This window comes from Neobacillus mesonae, assembly GCF_001636315.1.
Classification (GTDB): domain Bacteria; phylum Bacillota; class Bacilli; order Bacillales; family Cytobacillaceae; genus Neobacillus; species Neobacillus mesonae.
The window spans coordinates 1,101,204-1,119,637 of sequence record NZ_KV440949.1 but is presented as its reverse complement, the minus strand read 5'-3'; the positions used below and the strand labels follow the sequence as shown (position 1 = coordinate 1,119,637).

Here is an 18,434-nt window from a genome sequence, read left to right as displayed (position 1 = left end):
CCATGTGATTTTACACATTATATACTCACAAGGAGGTGAAAATCACATGGCAAACAACAACTCCAACCAATTATTAGTTGCAGGTGCTGAGCAAGCTCTTGAGTCAATGAAAGTTGAAATTGCTCAAGAATTTGGTGTAAACCTTGGTGCTGACACAACTTCACGCGCTAACGGATCTGTTGGTGGTGAAATCACTAAGCGTCTCGTTTCTATGGCGCAGCAGCATTTAAGCGGCTTTTCCCGCTAATCATTAACAAAATATAATGGCTACAAAGAGCGAAGGATTCCCTTCGCTCTTTTTATATGCCCCTCAGCAATATTTTTTTAATAACATTTTTAAATTTTAAAATAATTTTGTATAATTAGTTGAAAGACATATTCTTGAGGGGGAGTAGTATGAACCGGGAAGATTTAATTGCACCTGAAAAGTATAATCTCGTCACCGAAGTAGAGCGTTTTGCGAATGATCCGCACACAGCAGCATTAAAGTGGGAAAATGAGTCTGGTGAAACCAAACAAATTACATATGAGCAATTGATAAAGCAAGTCAACCGGGCAGGGAATGTGTTTAAAGCAAGTGGTTTAAATCAAGGGGATGTCGTACTCGTCATTGTTCCACGGCTTATCGAAGCCTATGTTGTTTATTTGGCAGCATTAAAGGCTGGTATGGTTGTCATTCCAAGCTCTGAAATGCTAAGGGAAAAAGATTTACAATACAGAATTTCGCATGGAGATGTAAAAGCTGTCATTAGCTATTATCCGTATGTTGATCAATTTGACGATATTACTTCCGAACAGCCGCTTGTTAAATTTTCAATTGGGGCAAGCGAAAAAGGATGGATTCATTTAGATGCCGAAATGGAGGCAGCAAGTGAAGACTTCCCGATTGCGGATACGCTTAGAGATGATATGGCCTTTTTATCCTATACCTCGGGGACAACCGGAAATCCAAAAGGGGTTGTTCATACCCATGGCTGGGCATTCGCTCATTTAAGAACAGCCGCTTCAAAGTGGCTTTGCATTGAAGAGGGTGATACTGTCTGGGCAACGGCAGGTCCGGGATGGCAAAAGTGGATTTGGAGCCCGTTCTTATCTGTACTTGGTTCGGGAGCAGTCGGACTTGTCTATAACGGAAAGTTTGAACCAAACAAATATTTAAGCTTGCTGCAAAAATACGACGTTAACGTGCTTTGTTGTACACCTACAGAATATCGGTTAATGGCAAAGGTAGATAATTTAGGAGAATACCAATTACCAAATCTTCATAGTGCAGTTTCTGCCGGAGAACCTTTGAATCGTGAAGTAATCGATACATTCAGGAAATATTTCAATATTGATGTTCGTGATGGTTATGGTCAAACCGAAAATACACTGCTCGTTGGGGTAACAAAGGGTATGAAACTAAAGCCTGGTTCTATGGGGAAACCAACCCCTGGCAATCGAGTAGAAATCATTAATGATGAAGGCGAGGTTTGTGCAGTTGGCGAAGTAGGGGATATTGCTGTGCATGTGGAAACTCCTGCCTTATTCAAAAATTATTATAAGGATCCGGAAAGAACCGCCATGCAGTTCCGTGGTGATTATTATGTCACCGGCGATAAAGCAAAAATGGATGAGGAAGGTTACTTCTGGTTTGAGGGCCGAGGTGATGATATTATCATCAGTTCCGGTTATACAATTGGGCCATTTGAAGTTGAAGATGCCCTTGTCAAGCATCCTTTTGTCAAGGAATGTGCGGTTGTTGCTAGCCCTGATGAAATCCGCGGCTTTATTGTTAAAGCTTTTATTGTTTTAAGAGAAGGAATTAACGCTGATGAACCGAAATTAACTAAAACACTTCAGGAGCATGTAAAAGAATTAACAGCACCATATAAATACCCAAGAAAGATTGAATACGTTGCTGAGCTTCCAAAAACAACCTCGGGTAAAATTCGCAGGGTTGAACTCCGTCAAAAAGAGATGGAAGCGTTAAAGAACTAATCAGGGTTTCATGTTCTGATGAATAAGAAAGCAGGCGGCTGCCTGCTTTTTTAAGTGCAAGTCAAAAATTGGAAGCAAAAGATTCCCCTATTTTAGTAAATTCAAGGTATAATAGAGATTATTTCGATTATAGAAAGAATAGGGGCTTGGGAAACAATGAAAAAAAATGAAACACAGCTTGGTGCACTCCATGCCGGCTTTTCCTATTTTTTATGGGGATTATTACCGATCTACTGGAAATTTTTAGATGATATTAGTGCGGAAGAAATTCTTGCTAACCGGATTTTTTGGTCGTTTATCTTCATGCTGTTTGTCCTTTTGTTTGCAAAAAAGTGGGGATTATTTCTGGGGACGATAAAAGGTTTTGCCCGCAATAAAAAACAGCTGTATGCCTTAATCTTCGCTTCGATTCTAATTAGCGGAAATTGGTATATTTATATTTGGGCTGTGAATAATGGGCATATTGTCGACGCAAGTCTTGGATATTATATTAATCCGCTGGTTAGTATTTTATTGGGAATGATGGTTCTAAAGGAGAAATTCTCTCCAGTCCAATATATTTCTTTCGGGTTAGCAGCAATCGGTGTATTGATCATTACAATCTCGTATGGCAGGTTTCCATGGATTGCGATTGCCTTGGCATTGTCATTTGGTTTATATGGCTTGGTTAAAAAACTGATTAATGTGGACTCGTCTGTAGGATTAGCGTTAGAGACCTTGGTAATCACACCGCTGGCAGCCGTCTATATAATTTATTTGTTTATCCAAGGAACCAATGCGTTCCTTACTTCGGGAACAGAAACCATTTGGCTGTTAATCGGCGGAGGGGCGGCAACTGCCGTACCACTTCTTTATTTTGCAAAGGGGGCACAAAAGATTCCATTATCATTACTAGGTTTTTTGCAATATATTGCACCAACCTTAATGCTGCTTCTCGGAATCTTTGTGTATCATGAACATTTTTCGAAAGTATATTTTATTTCATTCTTATTTATTTGGTCAGCATTAACCATATATTCCCTTTCTAAAACTAAACTTTTATCGTCAAAAGGATTTAATGAAAAACAAGCATTGTAACGAAAAAACCTTATCCGTCAAGGATAAGGTTTTTTTGTTAAAGAAAAGTTCTTTTAACTTTTTCCCAAAAGGAATTATCTTTTAATTTCAATGTTTTTAACTTTTTATTACTTAATTCAATCTGGATGTGATCGACCTCGCGGATACTTAATGCTTCATTATCCATCCCCATTGTCGGATGGTCGTTTGTTTCCGATACGACCTTAAGCGTAAGTTTTCGCTCAGCGCTTAAAATAAATGAAGAGCCGAGCGTTCGATAGCTGTTATTATTGATGGATGCTACTTCACTTACTTGCATGCAGGTCAAAAGCGGATCGACAATTGAACCCTTCACTGACTTATTATATGCGGTACTTCCGGTAGGTGTAGCCACGATTAAACCATCGCCGCGGAAGGTTTCAAAATGAAGCTGGTCAATAAAGACGTCTATCACTAGTGTTTTAATAATAGATGAGACGATGCTGAATTCATTAAGGCAGTTAAAGGTTCCTTGGCCGTCAACTGTGACATTGATCAGAGGGTAACGACGAACTTCAAGCTGTTCATTCATCATCGCTTCAATCATATTCGAAGAATCTTCAATATGAAAATCACAGTACATATTTAAGTGATTCTTTGTCGAAATGCCCATATAGAGGCAATCTTCTCGAAATCCTGTTTTTCTGACAGCTTGCAGGAATGCCCCATCATCGCCAATACTGGCAATAATATTTGCCTTACGGAAGTCGTTTACAATAGTGAAACCATACCGTTCAGTTGCTTCAAACAGCGGGTCCGCTTTTTTTACAATGTCATCATCACGTTTGTAGTAATAATAAATATTTTTTCTATCTGCCATGATACTGTCCCCTCCTTGGTAAATCATGAAAGAAATCCTCAATTTTTACCCATTTTACCATTAATTTTTGATAAAATAAGGCTTGACTTGAATTTAGTTTAGCACTTTTTTTCAAACAATATGAAAATGACGTTAGTCAGATAAATAGAGAAAACAAGGGGGATAAAATGATGAATGGGAAGCGCTGGGCAGCATTAGGAATTGCTGCGGCCTTATTTTTTATTTCTGTAGTTATAAACTTTTTATCAGCTTTTGCATTTAAAGGAATTGAAACAAATATCAGCGATTTATTTGCGTCGGAAGAGCAGCCGTTCACAGAAGAGATTATCGATGATGGGAGTGAGCTTAAGAAAATTGTGGTTCTCGATGTGGATGGGGTTATCCAAGATACAGGTGATTCAAGTTCTTTCTTTCAAAGTGCCGGATACAATCATCAATTGTTTTTGAAGCAGCTAAAGTACATTAAGGATGATGATACCGTTAAAGGGGTGATCTTAAGGGTGAACTCTCCCGGCGGCGGCGTGGTGGAAAGTGCGGAAATTCATAAAAAATTAATTGAACTTCAAAAGGACAGCAAAAAGCCGGTTTATATTTCAATGGGATCAATGGCAGCATCAGGAGGTTACTATATTTCAACCGCTGCTAAAAAGATTTATGCAAGCCCGGAAACCTTGACTGGCAGTCTAGGTGTCATTATGGAAGGAATTAACTATAAAGGGCTGGCCGATAAATATGGTGTGGATTTTGTCACCATTAAAAGCGGTAAATACAAGGATATCATGAGTCCGACGCGCAAAATGACGGAGGAAGAACGCAATATCTTACAATCGATGATTGATAATTCCTATCAAGGATTTGTTAAGGTGATTTCAGAAGGTCGTCATTTGAGTGTTGATCAAGTTAAGCAAATTGCCGATGGCAGAGTGTATGACGGTCGCCAGGCAAAAGAATTAAAATTGATCGATGGTTTCGGCTATTTGGATGATGTCATTACCCAAATGAAAACCGATGAAAAACTAAAAGGAGCAAAGGTTGTCCGCTATACAGAATCGCTTGGTTTTGGTTCTTTATTTTCATTCCAAGCTAAAAAATGGATGGGTGACAGTACAGAAATGGCAGGGTTGATGAAGGTTCTTTCAAAACCTAATTCCCCAAGGCTTATGTATCTTTATGCGGAATAGAGGTGAGAAAAATGGATTCAAATGAAAGATATAATGAAACAAATGAACTTCCTTCATATGGTTTTGAGTCTCAAAACAAAGATACAGAAGAAACCTATAATTTACATAAAGATACAATCGGTCAAGCAATTAAAGCCGGAAAGCCTGTTGTTCGCTATGCCGGTTTTTGGATGCGGTTTTGGGCCTATCTTCTTGATTTAATAGTTATAGGAAGTATCGTCCGGTTGTCAATTAATCCTGTTTTTCGGCTCTTGGATCTATCATTGGCAGAATATAGTATGTTTGCACCGATTTCGATTGCTTCGGCGGTGATCTTTTACTTATATTTCGTTTTAATGACGAAGTATTTTCGGCAAACACTGGGTAAAATGGTGTTCGGCTTAAAAGTCATTGATTTAAAAGGTGATCAATTAACTTGGGGAACCATTCTTTTTCGTGAGTGGATTGGCCGTTTTATTTCCGCCACCGTCGTTATTGGCTATCTCCTTGTTGCCTTCCTGCCGAAAAAACAAGGCCTTCATGATCTTTTTACAGATACGACAGTCATTCACATCGAATCATAATTTGCAGCCTGCCAAGGAAAGTTGGCAGGTTTATTTTTTTTGTTAGAGGAGATACTAGCAGGCGGAAAGGTTGTGAAAAAATTGATTTGGCTCTATATTTTCTTAACCGTTTTTGTGCTTTTATTTATACTTATTGTCTTTACTAAATTAACCATCATCGTAAACTATTATCATCACAATGATAATGATGATTTAAAAATCGAGTTTCGGGTATGGTTTGGGCTGATTAAATATAAAATCAATGTACCGCTGATCAAAATTGATGATGATTCGCCAAGCGTGGTTGTCAAACATCATTCCCATATTGGGGAAGCCCCTGGGGGAAAACCGGATCATAAGGTGGAACAAATTACGAAACAAAAAGTAATGAAAAACTTCGAAAAGGCTAAAGAACTGTTACAAAAGGTTGTACGTATGCACGTGATTGTCAGGAAATTTCTTCGTAAGATTAGTATTAAAAAATTTGAATGGCAAACATTTATTGGTGTAGGCGATGCCGCCCATACAGCAATTGCTGTCGGTGGATTATGGGCTTTGAAAGGGAGTATTGTGGGAATCCTCAGCCATTATTTAAAACTGACAGTCACACCGCAATTAGCGATCACACCCCATTTTCAGGCTGCAGTGATTCAGACTAAGGTTTTATGTATTTTTCAGTTTCGAATCGGGCATGCTATTTTAGCAGGATTAAAGTTGATTAAATACTGGAGAGGCGGAAAATCCCGCATCCCAAATAAAGCAAATTTTTCAAATGAAAAAACGAAATTCGTTTGAAGAAGGAGGAAATTAAGATGGCAGATCATCCAATTCAAGGTTTGATGACCACTGCAATGGAAAGCTTAAAAGAAATGATTGACGTTAACACCATTATCGGGGACCCTGTAGAAACTCCCGATGGCAGTGTTATTTTAACCGTTTCAAAGGTTGGCTTCGGTTTTGCCGCAGGCGGCAGTGAATTTAATATGAGTGGCGGCTCAGGCGGTCAAAATCAAGGACAAGGTCAAGGGCAGGGACAGAGCCCCCAGCTTCCATTTGGCGGTGGAAGCGGTGCAGGTGTATCGATTACACCAATCGCCTTTTTAATTGTTAATTCTTCCGGCGTAAAAATGCTTCATTTAGATGAAAGCACCCATCTGTACGAGAAAATTTTAGAACTTGCTCCACAGGCAGTTGATAAGATTCAGCAGATGTTCTCGAAGAAAAACGAATCTAACCAACAATCGGGAAATAATCAATCGGGAAGTAATAAGCCAAAAGTAGATTTGGATATTGACGTAATTCAATAACACGATAGACGGCTCGCCAGACGGCGAGTTTCTTTGCGACTTGAGGCACAAAATGTTATTTACTAAAATCATATTAATTGCAAAAATAATTCTGACAGGATATATTTACACTGTACATAATGATGCAGAGGCGCATGGTTTTATGACTGCACTGCTCGATAGAACAAAGGAGGATATTAAAATGGCAAACGTTACATTTAAGGGGAATTCAGTAACTTTACTTGGCAATGAAGTAAAGGTTGGGGACAAGGCGCCAGATTTTATAGTTTTAGCAAATGACTTATCAGAAGTTACTTTAAACGATACAAAGGGGCAAGTTCGTTTAATTACTTCTGTACCTTCACTTGATACAGGTGTATGTGATGCTGAAACACGCCGTTTTAATGAGGAAGCTAATAGCTTAGGAAATGTGAAAGTATTAACAGTAAGTGTTGATCTTCCATTTGCTCAAAAACGCTGGTGTGCAGCAGCTGGAATTGAAAACGTACAAACATTGTCTGACCACCGCGACCTTTCATTCGGTGAGGCATACGGAGTTGCAATTCAAGAATTAAGATTATTGACTCGTGCTGTATTTGTAGTTGATTCTTCCGATACTGTTACATATGTTGAGTATGTAAGTGAAGCAACCAACCATCCAAACTATGAAGCAGCCCTAGAAGCAGCTAAGAGTGCGAAATAATAAATACAAAGCATAATGGGGCCTCGTCCATTCGACGGGGTCTTTTTTAACTTGAAAAAGGGAGGAAAATGATGATAGCGTCTCCAGTCGAACAATTATTTACATTATTTAATGAAACCGCACTTCGCCTGCAGGAAGAATTACAATGCACCTTTCTGGAAGCATTAGCCGAAACCGGCGAAAACCTATTCCAAGGCTCCATCCTCCAAGAGGAATTAAGCGAAATAACAAAAAAAGGGTTAAAAAAGCAATATGAAACAATCAAATTAGAACAGTATACAAATGAAGATATCCGCAAGGCATTCCAATTAGCCATACTAAAAGGAATGAAAGAAACAGCACAGCCTAATCATCAAATGACTCCAGATTCGGTTGGCATGCTGACTGCTTATCTTGTTGGAAAGTTCGTCAAAGCCCCATCATTTCGCTTGCTTGATCCCGCGGTTGGTACTGGAAATTTATTGTTGACAGTATTAAACCACAGCGAAAAGCAGGCAGATGCCATCGGAGTGGATATCGACGATCTGCTCATAAAGCTTGCTTATGTAAATGCTAACCTGCAGGAGCAGCCGGTTCGCCTCTTTAATCAGGATAGTATAGAGCCTCTTTTTATTGACCCCGTCGATGCAGTCGTTGGTGACCTGCCTGTTGGCTACTACCCTAATGATTTTAGAGCTGCGGATTTTGATATAAGGGCAGACGAGGGCCATACATATGCACATCATTTATTTATCGAACAAAGCATTCGCTATACTAAGCCTGGCGGATATTTATTTTTCATCATTCCCAACGGTTTATTCGAAAGCGAACAGGCCGGGAAGCTTCATAATTTCATGAAGGAACATCTCATTGTCCAAGGACTTTTGCAGCTTCCGTCCAGTATGTTTAAAAATAAAAATGCAGCCAAAAGCATCTTTGTTGTTCAGAAAAAGGGAGAGGGCGTCAAGCCTCCGAACCAGGCTCTATTGGTTGATTTACCGAGTTTATCAAATAAGTTTGAAATGGACAAAATTTTGATTAAAATTGAAAAGTGGTTTAAAGAAAATAAGGGATGACATCATAATACTGGTGTCATTCCTTTTCTTTATGAAAACTCAGAATACATTTATATTTCGATGTAATCGTTTTACTGTAAAATATCCCTTGAAATGTAGTATGGACAATGATTAAATGAGGACTTGGGGAATGAAATTAAGGGCAGATTGCAAAAAATAAGTTGATATATATAAGTGGGTATATGTAATAAATGTGTTCTATAAAAGGAGCGATTAAATATGGCAAAAATCATTGCGATTAATGCTGGTAGTTCTTCTTTAAAGTTTCAATTATTTGAAATGCCCGGCGAGGAAGTCATTACAAAAGGTTTGATTGAAAGAATTGGTTTAAATGATTCTATTTTTACAATTACAGTGAACGGCGAAAAAATTAAGGAAACTATTGATATTCCTGACCATGAAGTGGCCGTTAAAATGCTTTTAGATAAACTGACATCTCTTGAAATTATCAAATCGCTTGGTGAAATTGATGGAATCGGTCACCGTGTAGTACACGGCGGTGAGGAATTTAATGATTCTGTTGTTATCACCGAGGAAGTTTTGGCAAAAATTGAGGAATTATCGGAGTTAGCACCATTGCATAATCCAGCCAATGTGACTGGTATTAAAGCGTTCAAACGTGTCCTCCCGAATGTTCCGGCGGTTGCAGTATTTGATACAGCTTTTCATCAAACAATGCCGCAAAGTTCTTATTTGTACAGCCTTCCATATGACTACTATAAAAAGTATGGTATTCGAAAATATGGTTTCCATGGAACAAGCCATAAGTACGTTTCCATTCGAGCTGCCGAAATGCTGGGACGCCCGCTTGAACAGCTTCGTCTCATCTCCTGCCATTTAGGAAATGGAGCTAGTATTGCTGCGATTCAAGGGGGAAAATCGATTGATACATCGATGGGCTTTACTCCTTTAGCAGGTGTGACCATGGGAACACGGTCAGGAAATATTGACCCGGCATTAATCCCATTTATCATGGAGAAAACAGGTAAAACTGCCGATGAAGTTCTTGAGGTGTTAAATAAAAAGAGTGGTATGCTGGCTGTCTCAGGATTTTCAAGCGACCTAAGGGATATTGAAATTCAAGCTAGTCAAGGAAACAAGCGGGCAAAACTTGCTTTAGATGTGTTTTCTAACCGAATTCATAAATATATCGGCTCATATGCTGCCCGAATGTATGGTGTAGACGCAATTATCTTTACAGCTGGAATCGGTGAAAACAGTGATGTCATCCGTGAAAATGTGTTAAAAGGATTGGAGTTCATGGGGGTTTACTGGGACCCTGCGCTTAACAAGGTGAGAGGCGAAGAGTCATTCATTAATTACCCTCACTCCCCGGTGAAAGTTTTAGTTATCCCTACAAATGAAGAAGTAATGATTGCCCGTGATGTGGTTAGATTAACGGTAAATCATTAAATGCAAAAAAAGCAAGGGTTCTTCCCTTGCTTTTTTATTGTCGTTTATTTATGTGATATACTGGAAATAGAACCATTTTGAGGAGGGTTCGCGATGCCGCTGACAGATCGGGAACAGATTGTCATGAATGAAATACAAGATTGGGAAAGAAAGCTCTTAAGTTATGAACCAAATGATTTCCAGCTAACATATGAAAAATATTTGGAGCGCTCCTTCTCCTTGCTGCCTGAAGGAGTTCAACGTCAATTTTTTTCGGTTATCGATACTTGGCTGTTCCATTTACATGGCATTATTCAAGGATCCCAGCTTCAAATGGATGCGAAAGAACGAATAAAGCAAGCGGGAAGAATTTTTAATAAAGAGATTGAAGAAATTGAGGATATGAGCAGTTTATCGATTGACCAGCTGCAATACATAGCGGAACAGCAAATTGCGAGACACCGATTCTATTCATTTGCCCAGGGCGGGTTAGCAGGTACCGGTGAGACGCTTCTATTAGGTGCTGATATCCCGTCAATGGCGGTCATAAATTTGAGGGCCGTACAGCTAATTGCTATGACCTATGGATATGAAATTAATACGCCCTACGAAATGATGACTTCATTAAAAGTTTTTCATATCGGGACGCTGCCTCCGAGAATTCAAAAAGAAGGTTGGTCCTTATTAATAGAGGAACTGCCAGTTGATAATAGCCATTATTTTTATAAGGGTAAGGAAGAAATTACAGATATCAATTGGATTGAGCAGCCCGTACAGCAATTGTTTAAGGGAATGGTCATAGCGTTGTTTAGAAAAAGGATGATCCAAGGGATTCCGCTGGTAAGCATGGCCATTGGAGCAGGTGCCAATTACCAGTTAACAAGAAAAGTAACGGACTTGGCCCATAAATACTATCAATATCGCTACTTAAAGGCGAAAGAGGAGTTATAGAACAATGAGTACCCAAGAACATAAGATGAAAGCACCGAAGTCGGTCAATTGTAAAGTGATAACAGTCAGTGATACAAGAGATAAGGATACGGATAAAAGCGGCAGGTTAATGATTGAGATGCTTGAAGATGCAGGGCACAAAATCGTAGACTATATTGTAGTCAAGGATGAGGCGGGGGCAATTAAAGAAGCAATTATGCTCGGAGCAGGAAGAGATGATATTGATGTGATCCTTACAAACGGCGGTACAGGGATTGCGAAGCGGGATGTAACGATTGAAACCGTTCAACGGCTGATTGAAAAAGAAATCGTCGGCTTCGGTGAGTTGTTTAGAATGTTAAGCTATCTAGAGGATATTGGTTCTGCAGCCATTTTATCAAGGGCAATTGCCGGCGTCGTCAACAATAAGGCGGTATTTTCCACTCCAGGTTCATCAGGTGCTGTAAAGCTTGCAATGAATAAATTAATCTTGCCTGAGATTGGTCACGTTGTAAGAGAATTAAAAAAAGACTTATAGAAAAACTCCCTCTGAAAAAGGGAGTTTTTCTAATGGTGCATCTTTGTTGATATCGTTTGGTTTGCCCGGTACCACAACCATAAATCATTGATGATGGATGCGAGTTCGGCTATTTCGCTATTCAATTGACAGGAGCGAGGAAAATCACTTTCATCATTTAGCTGTGCTTGTTTCTTATTAATATCGGCTTCAAGTTCTACAATACGATCGGGAATAGAACCGCGGATTTTCTCCCAATGGAAGAGAACCTCCTCTTGTGTATCCTTGCTATATTCGTCCCAGTCCAGCGCAAGCTCTGGGATGAAAATACCAAGACGCTGGTCATAGGAAAAATGTTCTTTCATTGGTATGCCTCCAAAATCGTGTAATTATTTTCATTGTACTACACATCGCGGGAGCATTGGGCAAAAATAATAAAAAAGCACGGGAGCAAAATGCTGCCGTGCTTTAAATCTTATTCTGAATCTTTTTCTGTCCTGATAACAAGGACATCGCATGGGGCATAACGGACAATATGTTCAGACACGCTTCCGATAAAGAATCGTTCCACCACATTTAATCCGGTTGCACCACAAAGGATTAAGTCGATACTGTGTTTCTTCGTGAGATCCCTTGGGATTTTTACTTTAGGAGAGCCGAAGTCAATTTCATAATGAACATTTGATAAACCTGCCTCTTCTGCCAGCTGTTTGTAATTCTCAAGCATTTCTTTAGCAAGCTTTTCCGCTCTGTCGCCAATAACGGTGTCATAGGCTTCAATCAGTGCAAAAGACCTTGTATCTACTACATGAACTAACAGCAATTTTGCATTATTTCTTTTTGCTATCTCGATTCCCTTTTTGAATGCCCTATCGGCTTCTTTTGAACCATCAATTGCGACTAAAATATTTTGATATTTAAGTCCCATGATTATCATCTCCTCACCTTGATTATACAATATTTAACAACGTATAATTGTTGCAACTTTTCGAACAATAATGGGGTAACTAACATTGAAAGGGAGTTTACATAATGGGCAGGATAGAGCCGAGCAAGCAGTTTTCGTTTGAGTTTGATGAACAAGGAACAAACATGGTAAGCGAGCAAATTATGGATTCTTATAATAGCGGTTTTATTGATCATGATAAAGCAGCTGATGAAGGAGAGGACTTTTTTTCTGCTGAAGACTGAGTAAATCGACAAAAGGCTGTCTAAAATGGACGGCCTTTTGTGCGTACCTAAGGTAATTATTTTAAGAAGTGTATTACCCTAGACATTATGAGGGCTAATGCAAATTCTTTTGCATTTCAATATTGGTTAATTTTTGATAAGATGGTAGTGTTTACAATAATCTTTTGGAGGTTATGTGCATGCGGATTGGGGTACCTAAAGAAATTAAGAACAATGAAAACCGAGTGGCCATGACACCGGCGGGAGTTGTGAATCTAACGAAATTCGGGCATGAGGTTTTTATTGAAAAAGGAGCGGGTCTTGGTTCTGGCTTTAGCGATGAGGATTATACCTCTGCCGGGGCAAAATTAGTTGACACAGCTGCGGAGGCATGGGCGATGGAAATGGTGATGAAGGTTAAAGAACCGCTTCCAGATGAATATCAATATTTCCGCGAAGACTTGATCCTTTTTACATATTTACATTTGGCGCCGGAGCCGGAATTGACTAAGGCATTACTGGACTCGAAGGTCGTAGGAATCGCTTATGAAACGGTACAGCTGCCAAACCGCAGTTTGCCGCTTTTGTCGCCGATGAGCGAGGTAGCAGGACGAATGGCTGCACAGGTGGGCGCGCAATTTTTAGAAAAGATATATGGTGGTATGGGTATTCTTCTCTCTGGCGTTCCAGGTGTTCAAAGAGGGAAAGTTACGATTATTGGCGGCGGTATGGCTGGAACGAATGCCGCGAAAATGGCGGTCGGTTTGGGAGCAAAGGTAACGATTATTGATCTGAATCCAGAGAGGCTGCGGCAGTTAGACGACATTTTCGGCTCGGAAGTAACGACGTTGATGTCTAACCCTTATAATATTGCCGAGGCTGTGAAAGAGTCTGACCTTGTCATTGGTGCAGTCCTTATACCGGGAGCCAGAGCACCTAAGCTTGTAACCGAAGAGATGATTAAATCAATGAAGCCTGGCAGCGTGGTTGTGGATATTGCCATCGACCAGGGCGGTATTTTTGAAACAACGGATCGAATTACTACACATGATAATCCAACATATTTGAGGCATGGTGTTGTCCATTACGCGGTAGCAAATATGCCTGGTGCAGTGCCTAGAACATCAACCATTGCGTTAACAAATGTAACCGTTCCTTATGCAGTCGAGATTGCCAATAAAGGCTACCGCCAAGCTTGTTTAGAGAATGAACCACTATTAAAAGGAATCAATACGCTAGATGGCTATGTTACCTATAAGGCAGTCGCTGAGGCTCACGGTGTAGAATATAAAGACACTAGAGAGCTTCTGCAATAAACGAAAAAACCAGCATCGAATCGATGCTGGTTTATGTTTTCGATAAGTGCAGCCGCAATTGCCGTACTAACTATAAGAAAGTTTTAAACCACCACTCCTCAAAGTGGGTGTTCGCACGAAGCTTCCTGCATGTCCTCCATGTCGTATAGACAGAGGCCTGTCATTTTGGCTTTGTTAAAAAAACTCCCTATTACAGCTTAAAGGTTAAAACTTTATTATCATTACGTACAACGCAGCTTGTATAAGTATATTACTGCAAAACGTTCAAAAATTCAATGTAAATAATTGTAAAATTAATTATTTAATTATTTGCAGTTCTTTCGGGAATTTCGTCAATACCTTCACGCCATCAGCGGTAATATAGACATCATCCTCAATTCGTACGCCGGCCACATTTGGGACGTAGATTCCCGGTTCAATCGTGTAAACCATACCTTCTTCTATGACGAGCTGATTGGTTTCAGTCATAGACGGATATTCGTGTACCCCTATTCCCAAGCCATGTCCAAGACGATGCGGGAAATATTCTCCATATCCGGCATCCGCAATAATTTTTCGCGCTGTCAAGTCAACCTCGGCAGCTGTGACTCCCGGCTTGCTTGCTTCGATGGCAGCTAATTGTGCCTTTAAAACCGTATCATAGATTTCCTTTTGCTGGTCGTTAATATCACCGTAAGCAACAGTCCTGGTAATATCGGAGCAATAGCGGTCAACGACGACACCTAAATCAAAGAGAACGAAATCGCCTTTTTGAATTTTTGTTTCCCCAGGGTTTCCATGGGGGGATGCGGCATTAGCACCGGTTAACACCATTGTTGAAAACGACATTTCAGTCACGCCTTTTTCTTTTAGGGCGTATTCCAAGGCATTTAGCACTTGAAGCTCGGTTTTGCCTTCTTTAATTTCGCTCGCTCCGAACTGAACAGCATAATCGGCAAGCGCACATGCCTCCTCGATGGTTTTTAATTCTTTCGCATCTTTAATCATCCGCAGCATTCTTACTTTTTCTTCCGCGGAAACAAAGACTGCTTTCGGGAATAAATGCTGAAGCTGTTCGTAGCGTTCAACGTTCATATGCTCTTTTTCGATGGCAGCTTTTGAAATATTGCTGATCCTGTTGTTAATAGATTTATGAATCAATTCCCAAGGATTTTGAATATCACTGTAGCCGATAATTTCCTGTTCCCAGCCTGAGTTTCTAGCATCATGAACTTCCATTGCCGGGCAGACTAAAAAAGGCTCCGCCTCTTGGAATACTGCCAGCGCCAACAGCCGTTCGTGCGGGTCAGTATAATAACCGGTTAAATAAAAAACATTCTCTGTAGAGGTTAGGAAGCTAACTTCAATTTCATTTTCCTTCATCCAGGTTTGCAGTTTTTGTAATCGTTGATTCATTTTTATTGCCTCCTTCATAAATAAATCCTATTTGAGAGTATCAATTCAGCATTAAAAAGTAAACATCTGAAGCTTACTAGTCTTAAAATGAATAGGAAAAGGGTATAAATAGAGAAGGAATTTTCATGTTTATATGGAAGTAGATATTGTAGTATTTTTTAAAGGAGCTGGAAGAATGAAAATCTCATACCACGGACATTCGGTTATTCAAATTCAGACAAACGGAAAAAACATTATAATTGACCCTTTTATTACCGGAAATAGTTTAACGGATTTAGTGCCTGAGAAAGTGAAGGCTGATGCGATTCTTTTAACACATGGACATAATGATCATGTCGGTGATACCGTTGCGATTGCGAAACAAAATGATGCCCTTGTAGTGGCGAATGCAGACCTTACAACATTTCTTAGCTGGCAGGGGGTTAAAACCCATGGAATGAATATTGGCGGTGCCTGGCAGTTTGATTTTGGAAAGGTTAGGCTGACTCAAGCCTTCCACGGCTCGGGCTATGCTACTGAAAACAATGAAATCATCTATTGTGGAATGCCTACGGGAATTTTGTTCAGCAGTGAAGGAAAGACGATTTACCATGCCGGTGATACAGGGTTATTTTCCGATATGAAGCTGATTGGCGATCGTCATCCAATCGATGTTGCCTTCCTGCCAATAGGCGATAATTTCACGATGGGGCCAGAGGATGCAGCCTACGCGGCAAAATTATTACAGGCAAAGCTGGTCGTGCCGATTCATTACAATACATTCCCGCCAATTAAACAAGATCCGCAACAATTTATTGAAATGCTGGAAGACAAAAATGGAAAGGTAATGAATCCTGGAGATGTAATTGAATTATAATCATGGATTCACATACTTTTTTTTCCCCTATTTGCATAAAGATAGAACAAGCAGTTCTATTAGGGGGAATGAAGTTTGAAGAAAAACAGATATTTGCTATGTCTATTATTATGCGGGTTTATGCTTTATTTTGCTGTGCCGCGGCTTTCAGTAAGAGCTGAAGGTGCAGAAGGGGTTTTCGCTATTGTTTGGCTTGCGTTTGCCTTGATGGTGATTGCCGGTAATCTAACCGCCCTTTTATACGCACCAAAAAGGCAGGTACAAGGACGCGAGCCTCAAGGTTTAAAACGAAAATCCCGCTCTTTCTGATATCATTGTGAGAAACCGCATTGAATCAAGACTTTTAAAACTTTATAATGGAGTTTAGCATAATTCTGGCAAGGAACCAGAAGAATACGAATTCATGCATAAAGGGTGAAGGTCTTGGCTACAAAACATGAACAAATTTTACGATATATTGATGGACTTCCAATTGGGGAAAAAATTTCAGTCAGACAAATTGCCAAAGCGATGAGTGTGAGCGAAGGAACAGCTTACCGGGCAATTAAAGAGGCTGAAAATAAAGGATATGTAAGTACGATTGAACGGGTAGGCACCATCCGAATTGAGCGGAAGAAGAAAGAAAATATTGAAAAGCTGACGTTTGCCGAGGTCGTAAACATCGTTGACGGTCAGGTTTTAGGCGGCAGAACGGGTTTGCATAAAACATTGAAGCAATTTGTAATTGGTGCCATGAAATTAGAGGCGATGATGCGGTATACGGACGCAGACAGTCTTTTGATTGTCGGAAACCGTACACAGGCCCATGAACTGGCACTAAAAGCAGGAGCGGCTGTTCTCATAACGGGAGGATTTGATACTGAGGAGCATGTTAAAAAACTTGCTGATGAACTCGAACTGCCGATCATCTCCTCCAGTTATGATACGTTTACTACTGCAACCATGATTAATCGGGCGATTTATGACCAGTTAATCAAAAAAGAGATTATTTTGGTGGAAGATATTTTAACGCCGCTTACGGATACCTATTACTTAAAAACATCGGATAAAGTTTCCACATGGCATGAGTTAAATCAACAAACGACACACAGCAGATATCCTGTTGTTGATCTAAACTTGAAGATTCAAGGTATGGTGACAAGCAAGGATATCCTTGGACAGGATAAAGAAACCGGAATTGATAAAATCATGACCAAACATCCGATGACAGTAACGGGGAAAACAAGCGTTGCTTCCGCTGCCCATATGATGGTATGGGAAGGGATTGAAATGCTTCCTGTCTCAGATGACTCAAGCCGATTAGAGGGAATTATCAGCAGGCAGGATGTTCTGAAAGCCCTGCAAATGGCTCAAAGGCAGCCTCAGGTTGGTGAAACGATTGATGATCTTGTCACTAATCAGATGGAGGTACTTACTGAGAAATCAAAAGGAGATGCCGTTTTTTCATTAGAAGTCACGCCGCAAATGACGAATCATCTTGGAACTATTTCCTATGGTGTATTCACAACAATTGTTTCCGACGCGGCTAATCGGGTTTTAAGAGGCTATAAAAAAGGTGATTTAGTTGTAGAAAATATGACGATTTACTTTATAAAACCTGTTCAAATGGAAAGCAGACTGGAAATTTATCCGAAAATCCTTGAAGTGGGCCGGAAATTTGGAAAAGTGGATGTAGAAGTGTTCAATGAAGGGATTCTCGTAGGGAAAGCTATGATGATGTGTCAGTTAATCGATAGGCAGTAATAAACGCCGTAAATAATAAAGCCGCTTCCGGGTGAGAAGCGGCTAAATTTTTAGTTTTGCATGTCAAGTTCTTCGGCCTCTTCGATTGCGAATGGAAGGTAATGCTTATATTTTTTAAACCCAACCAGGGCAAAATAGGCTCCATAAAGAGTAAAGAGAACAGCAATAATATAATTAACGGCGGATTCGGCAATGAAAAACAAATGGTTTAAGCCAAATAAGCTGACAAACAAACCAAGGGCGATGTTGGATTTGGCCGAAAGCCATTTCTTTTCAACAGGACGGTTGCTTCGGAAGTATTTTGTTTTATAAAATAAATAGAAAGCAAGTAAAATAATAATGAGAAAGACAAAGATAAACATTGTAAATGACTCCTCCAGATTTCGACATCATTATTATTGTAACTTTAAATAAAGGAAAATGCCACAAAAGGTTCAACCTTAAAAGGTGAAG

The 18,434-nt window shown here is 39.8% G+C and carries 22 protein-coding genes and 1 other RNA gene; 17 read left to right on the top strand and 6 right to left on the bottom strand.

What is annotated here, in order from left to right:
• Window positions 1-46 precede the first annotated feature (46 nt).
• The 3 genes from A6749_RS05640 to rarD all read left to right on the top strand — a co-directional run bounded on the left by A6749_RS05640 (window position 47) and on the right by rarD (window position 3,057).
• Complete coding sequence (locus A6749_RS05640; protein ID WP_066386074.1) at window positions 47-247, top strand: alpha/beta-type small acid-soluble spore protein; 201 nt, start codon at window positions 47-49, stop codon at window positions 245-247.
• Between the two features lie 149 nt (window positions 248-396).
• Entirely contained in the window at window positions 397-1,980 is a 1,584-nt protein-coding gene (mbcS, locus tag A6749_RS05635) for an acyl-CoA synthetase MbcS (RefSeq protein ID WP_066386073.1), read from the top strand.
• A 156-nt stretch (window positions 1,981-2,136) separates the two neighbouring features.
• A complete protein-coding gene (gene rarD / locus A6749_RS05630; RefSeq protein WP_066386072.1) occupies window positions 2,137-3,057 on the top strand; it encodes an EamA family transporter RarD in 921 nt (306 codons plus the stop codon).
• Window positions 3,058-3,094: 37 nt separating this feature from the next.
• Here rarD and A6749_RS05625 read toward each other — a convergent pair whose 3' ends face one another.
• Window positions 3,095-3,895, bottom strand: a complete 801-nt coding sequence (locus A6749_RS05625; RefSeq protein ID WP_066386071.1) for an NAD kinase — start codon at window positions 3,893-3,895, stop codon at window positions 3,095-3,097.
• Between the two features lie 170 nt (window positions 3,896-4,065).
• On the opposite strand from A6749_RS05625, the gene sppA reads away from it, so the two are divergent.
• The 9 genes from sppA to A6749_RS05580 all read left to right on the top strand — a co-directional run bounded on the left by sppA (window position 4,066) and on the right by A6749_RS05580 (window position 11,522).
• Window positions 4,066-5,076 carry a signal peptide peptidase SppA gene (gene sppA, locus A6749_RS05620; RefSeq protein WP_066386070.1) on the top strand — a complete coding sequence of 337 codons (1,011 nt, stop codon included), beginning with the start codon at window positions 4,066-4,068 and terminating at the stop codon, window positions 5,074-5,076.
• A gap of 11 nt (window positions 5,077-5,087) precedes the next feature.
• Entirely contained in the window at window positions 5,088-5,639 is a 552-nt protein-coding gene (locus A6749_RS05615; RefSeq protein ID WP_066386069.1) for an RDD family protein, read from the top strand.
• 72 nt (window positions 5,640-5,711) lie between these two features.
• Window positions 5,712-6,413, top strand: coding sequence for a DUF2953 domain-containing protein (locus A6749_RS05610; protein WP_236719624.1), 702 nt, complete (start codon window positions 5,712-5,714; stop codon window positions 6,411-6,413).
• A 17-nt stretch (window positions 6,414-6,430) separates the two neighbouring features.
• Window positions 6,431-6,925, top strand: a complete 495-nt coding sequence (gene ytfJ / locus A6749_RS05605) for a GerW family sporulation protein (protein WP_066386068.1) — start codon at window positions 6,431-6,433, stop codon at window positions 6,923-6,925.
• A gap of 181 nt (window positions 6,926-7,106) precedes the next feature.
• Window positions 7,107-7,607 carry a thiol peroxidase gene (gene tpx, locus A6749_RS05600; protein WP_066400841.1) on the top strand — a complete coding sequence of 167 codons (501 nt, stop codon included), beginning with the start codon at window positions 7,107-7,109 and terminating at the stop codon, window positions 7,605-7,607.
• 71 nt (window positions 7,608-7,678) lie between these two features.
• Window positions 7,679-8,662, top strand: coding sequence for a class I SAM-dependent methyltransferase (locus tag A6749_RS05595; RefSeq protein ID WP_066386067.1), 984 nt, complete (start codon window positions 7,679-7,681; stop codon window positions 8,660-8,662).
• A 219-nt stretch (window positions 8,663-8,881) separates the two neighbouring features.
• The gene (locus tag A6749_RS05590) at window positions 8,882-10,075 is read left to right on the top strand and encodes an acetate kinase (RefSeq protein WP_066386066.1); all 1,194 of its coding nucleotides are present in this window, start codon (window positions 8,882-8,884) and stop codon (window positions 10,073-10,075) included.
• Between the two features lie 93 nt (window positions 10,076-10,168).
• Window positions 10,169-11,005, top strand: coding sequence for an EcsC family protein (locus tag A6749_RS05585; protein ID WP_066386065.1), 837 nt, complete (start codon window positions 10,169-10,171; stop codon window positions 11,003-11,005).
• A gap of 4 nt (window positions 11,006-11,009) precedes the next feature.
• Window positions 11,010-11,522, top strand: coding sequence for a MogA/MoaB family molybdenum cofactor biosynthesis protein (locus A6749_RS05580; RefSeq protein ID WP_066386064.1), 513 nt, complete (start codon window positions 11,010-11,012; stop codon window positions 11,520-11,522).
• Between the two features lie 29 nt (window positions 11,523-11,551).
• Here A6749_RS05580 and A6749_RS05575 read toward each other — a convergent pair whose 3' ends face one another.
• Window positions 11,552-11,866, bottom strand: a complete 315-nt coding sequence (locus A6749_RS05575; protein ID WP_066386063.1) for a hypothetical protein — start codon at window positions 11,864-11,866, stop codon at window positions 11,552-11,554.
• Between the two features lie 110 nt (window positions 11,867-11,976).
• Window positions 11,977-12,429 carry a universal stress protein gene (locus tag A6749_RS05570; protein ID WP_066386062.1) on the bottom strand — a complete coding sequence of 151 codons (453 nt, stop codon included), beginning with the start codon at window positions 12,427-12,429 and terminating at the stop codon, window positions 11,977-11,979.
• Between the two features lie 104 nt (window positions 12,430-12,533).
• Between A6749_RS05570 and A6749_RS28575 the strand changes: the two genes are divergently transcribed.
• Together A6749_RS28575 and ald are read left to right on the top strand one after the other, a co-directional pair.
• Window positions 12,534-12,692: a hypothetical protein gene (locus A6749_RS28575; RefSeq protein ID WP_164745688.1), complete on the top strand. Its 159-nt coding sequence runs from the start codon at window positions 12,534-12,536 to the stop codon at window positions 12,690-12,692.
• Window positions 12,693-12,871: 179 nt separating this feature from the next.
• A complete protein-coding gene (gene ald, locus A6749_RS05565) occupies window positions 12,872-13,987 on the top strand; it encodes an alanine dehydrogenase (RefSeq protein WP_066386061.1) in 1,116 nt (371 codons plus the stop codon).
• A gap of 45 nt (window positions 13,988-14,032) precedes the next feature.
• Here the strand turns inward: ald and ssrS are convergent.
• A non-coding RNA gene (ssrS, locus tag A6749_RS05560) (6S RNA) lies at window positions 14,033-14,229 on the bottom strand.
• 55 nt (window positions 14,230-14,284) lie between these two features.
• Complete coding sequence (locus A6749_RS05555; RefSeq protein ID WP_066386060.1) at window positions 14,285-15,382, bottom strand: M24 family metallopeptidase; 1,098 nt, start codon at window positions 15,380-15,382, stop codon at window positions 14,285-14,287.
• A 175-nt stretch (window positions 15,383-15,557) separates the two neighbouring features.
• On the opposite strand from A6749_RS05555, the gene A6749_RS05550 reads away from it, so the two are divergent.
• The 3 genes from A6749_RS05550 to A6749_RS05540 all read left to right on the top strand — a co-directional run bounded on the left by A6749_RS05550 (window position 15,558) and on the right by A6749_RS05540 (window position 17,981).
• Window positions 15,558-16,238, top strand: coding sequence for a metal-dependent hydrolase (locus A6749_RS05550; RefSeq protein ID WP_066400838.1), 681 nt, complete (start codon window positions 15,558-15,560; stop codon window positions 16,236-16,238).
• A gap of 75 nt (window positions 16,239-16,313) precedes the next feature.
• On the top strand, window positions 16,314-16,547 hold the full coding sequence (locus A6749_RS05545; RefSeq protein ID WP_066386059.1) for a hypothetical protein: 234 nt from the start codon (window positions 16,314-16,316) through the stop codon (window positions 16,545-16,547).
• A gap of 114 nt (window positions 16,548-16,661) precedes the next feature.
• The gene (locus A6749_RS05540) at window positions 16,662-17,981 is read left to right on the top strand and encodes a CBS domain-containing protein (RefSeq protein WP_066386058.1); all 1,320 of its coding nucleotides are present in this window, start codon (window positions 16,662-16,664) and stop codon (window positions 17,979-17,981) included.
• Between the two features lie 50 nt (window positions 17,982-18,031).
• On the opposite strand, the gene A6749_RS05535 is transcribed toward A6749_RS05540, so the two are convergent.
• Entirely contained in the window at window positions 18,032-18,343 is a 312-nt protein-coding gene (locus tag A6749_RS05535) for a YtpI family protein (RefSeq protein WP_066386057.1), read from the bottom strand.
• Window positions 18,344-18,434: the final 91 nt, after the last annotated feature.

Coding starts and splice junctions, on each gene's coding strand:
- A6749_RS05640 (WP_066386074.1), top strand. CDS start 47: ATGGCAAACAACAACTCCAACCAATTATTAGTTGCAGGTGCTGAGCAA.
- mbcS (WP_066386073.1), top strand. CDS start 397: ATGAACCGGGAAGATTTAATTGCACCTGAAAAGTATAATCTCGTCACC.
- rarD (WP_066386072.1), top strand. CDS start 2,137: ATGAAAAAAAATGAAACACAGCTTGGTGCACTCCATGCCGGCTTTTCC.
- A6749_RS05625 (WP_066386071.1), bottom strand. CDS start 3,895: ATGGCAGATAGAAAAAATATTTATTATTACTACAAACGTGATGATGAC.
- sppA (WP_066386070.1), top strand. CDS start 4,066: ATGAATGGGAAGCGCTGGGCAGCATTAGGAATTGCTGCGGCCTTATTT.
- A6749_RS05615 (WP_066386069.1), top strand. CDS start 5,088: ATGGATTCAAATGAAAGATATAATGAAACAAATGAACTTCCTTCATAT.
- ytfJ (WP_066386068.1), top strand. CDS start 6,431: ATGGCAGATCATCCAATTCAAGGTTTGATGACCACTGCAATGGAAAGC.
- tpx (WP_066400841.1), top strand. CDS start 7,107: ATGGCAAACGTTACATTTAAGGGGAATTCAGTAACTTTACTTGGCAAT.
- A6749_RS05595 (WP_066386067.1), top strand. CDS start 7,679: ATGATAGCGTCTCCAGTCGAACAATTATTTACATTATTTAATGAAACC.
- A6749_RS05590 (WP_066386066.1), top strand. CDS start 8,882: ATGGCAAAAATCATTGCGATTAATGCTGGTAGTTCTTCTTTAAAGTTT.
- A6749_RS05585 (WP_066386065.1), top strand. CDS start 10,169: ATGCCGCTGACAGATCGGGAACAGATTGTCATGAATGAAATACAAGAT.
- A6749_RS05580 (WP_066386064.1), top strand. CDS start 11,010: ATGAGTACCCAAGAACATAAGATGAAAGCACCGAAGTCGGTCAATTGT.
- A6749_RS05575 (WP_066386063.1), bottom strand. CDS start 11,866: ATGAAAGAACATTTTTCCTATGACCAGCGTCTTGGTATTTTCATCCCA.
- A6749_RS05570 (WP_066386062.1), bottom strand. CDS start 12,429: ATGGGACTTAAATATCAAAATATTTTAGTCGCAATTGATGGTTCAAAA.
- A6749_RS28575 (WP_164745688.1), top strand. CDS start 12,534: ATGGGCAGGATAGAGCCGAGCAAGCAGTTTTCGTTTGAGTTTGATGAA.
- ald (WP_066386061.1), top strand. CDS start 12,872: ATGCGGATTGGGGTACCTAAAGAAATTAAGAACAATGAAAACCGAGTG.
- A6749_RS05555 (WP_066386060.1), bottom strand. CDS start 15,382: ATGAATCAACGATTACAAAAACTGCAAACCTGGATGAAGGAAAATGAA.
- A6749_RS05550 (WP_066400838.1), top strand. CDS start 15,558: ATGAAAATCTCATACCACGGACATTCGGTTATTCAAATTCAGACAAAC.
- A6749_RS05535 (WP_066386057.1), bottom strand. CDS start 18,343: ATGTTTATCTTTGTCTTTCTCATTATTATTTTACTTGCTTTCTATTTA.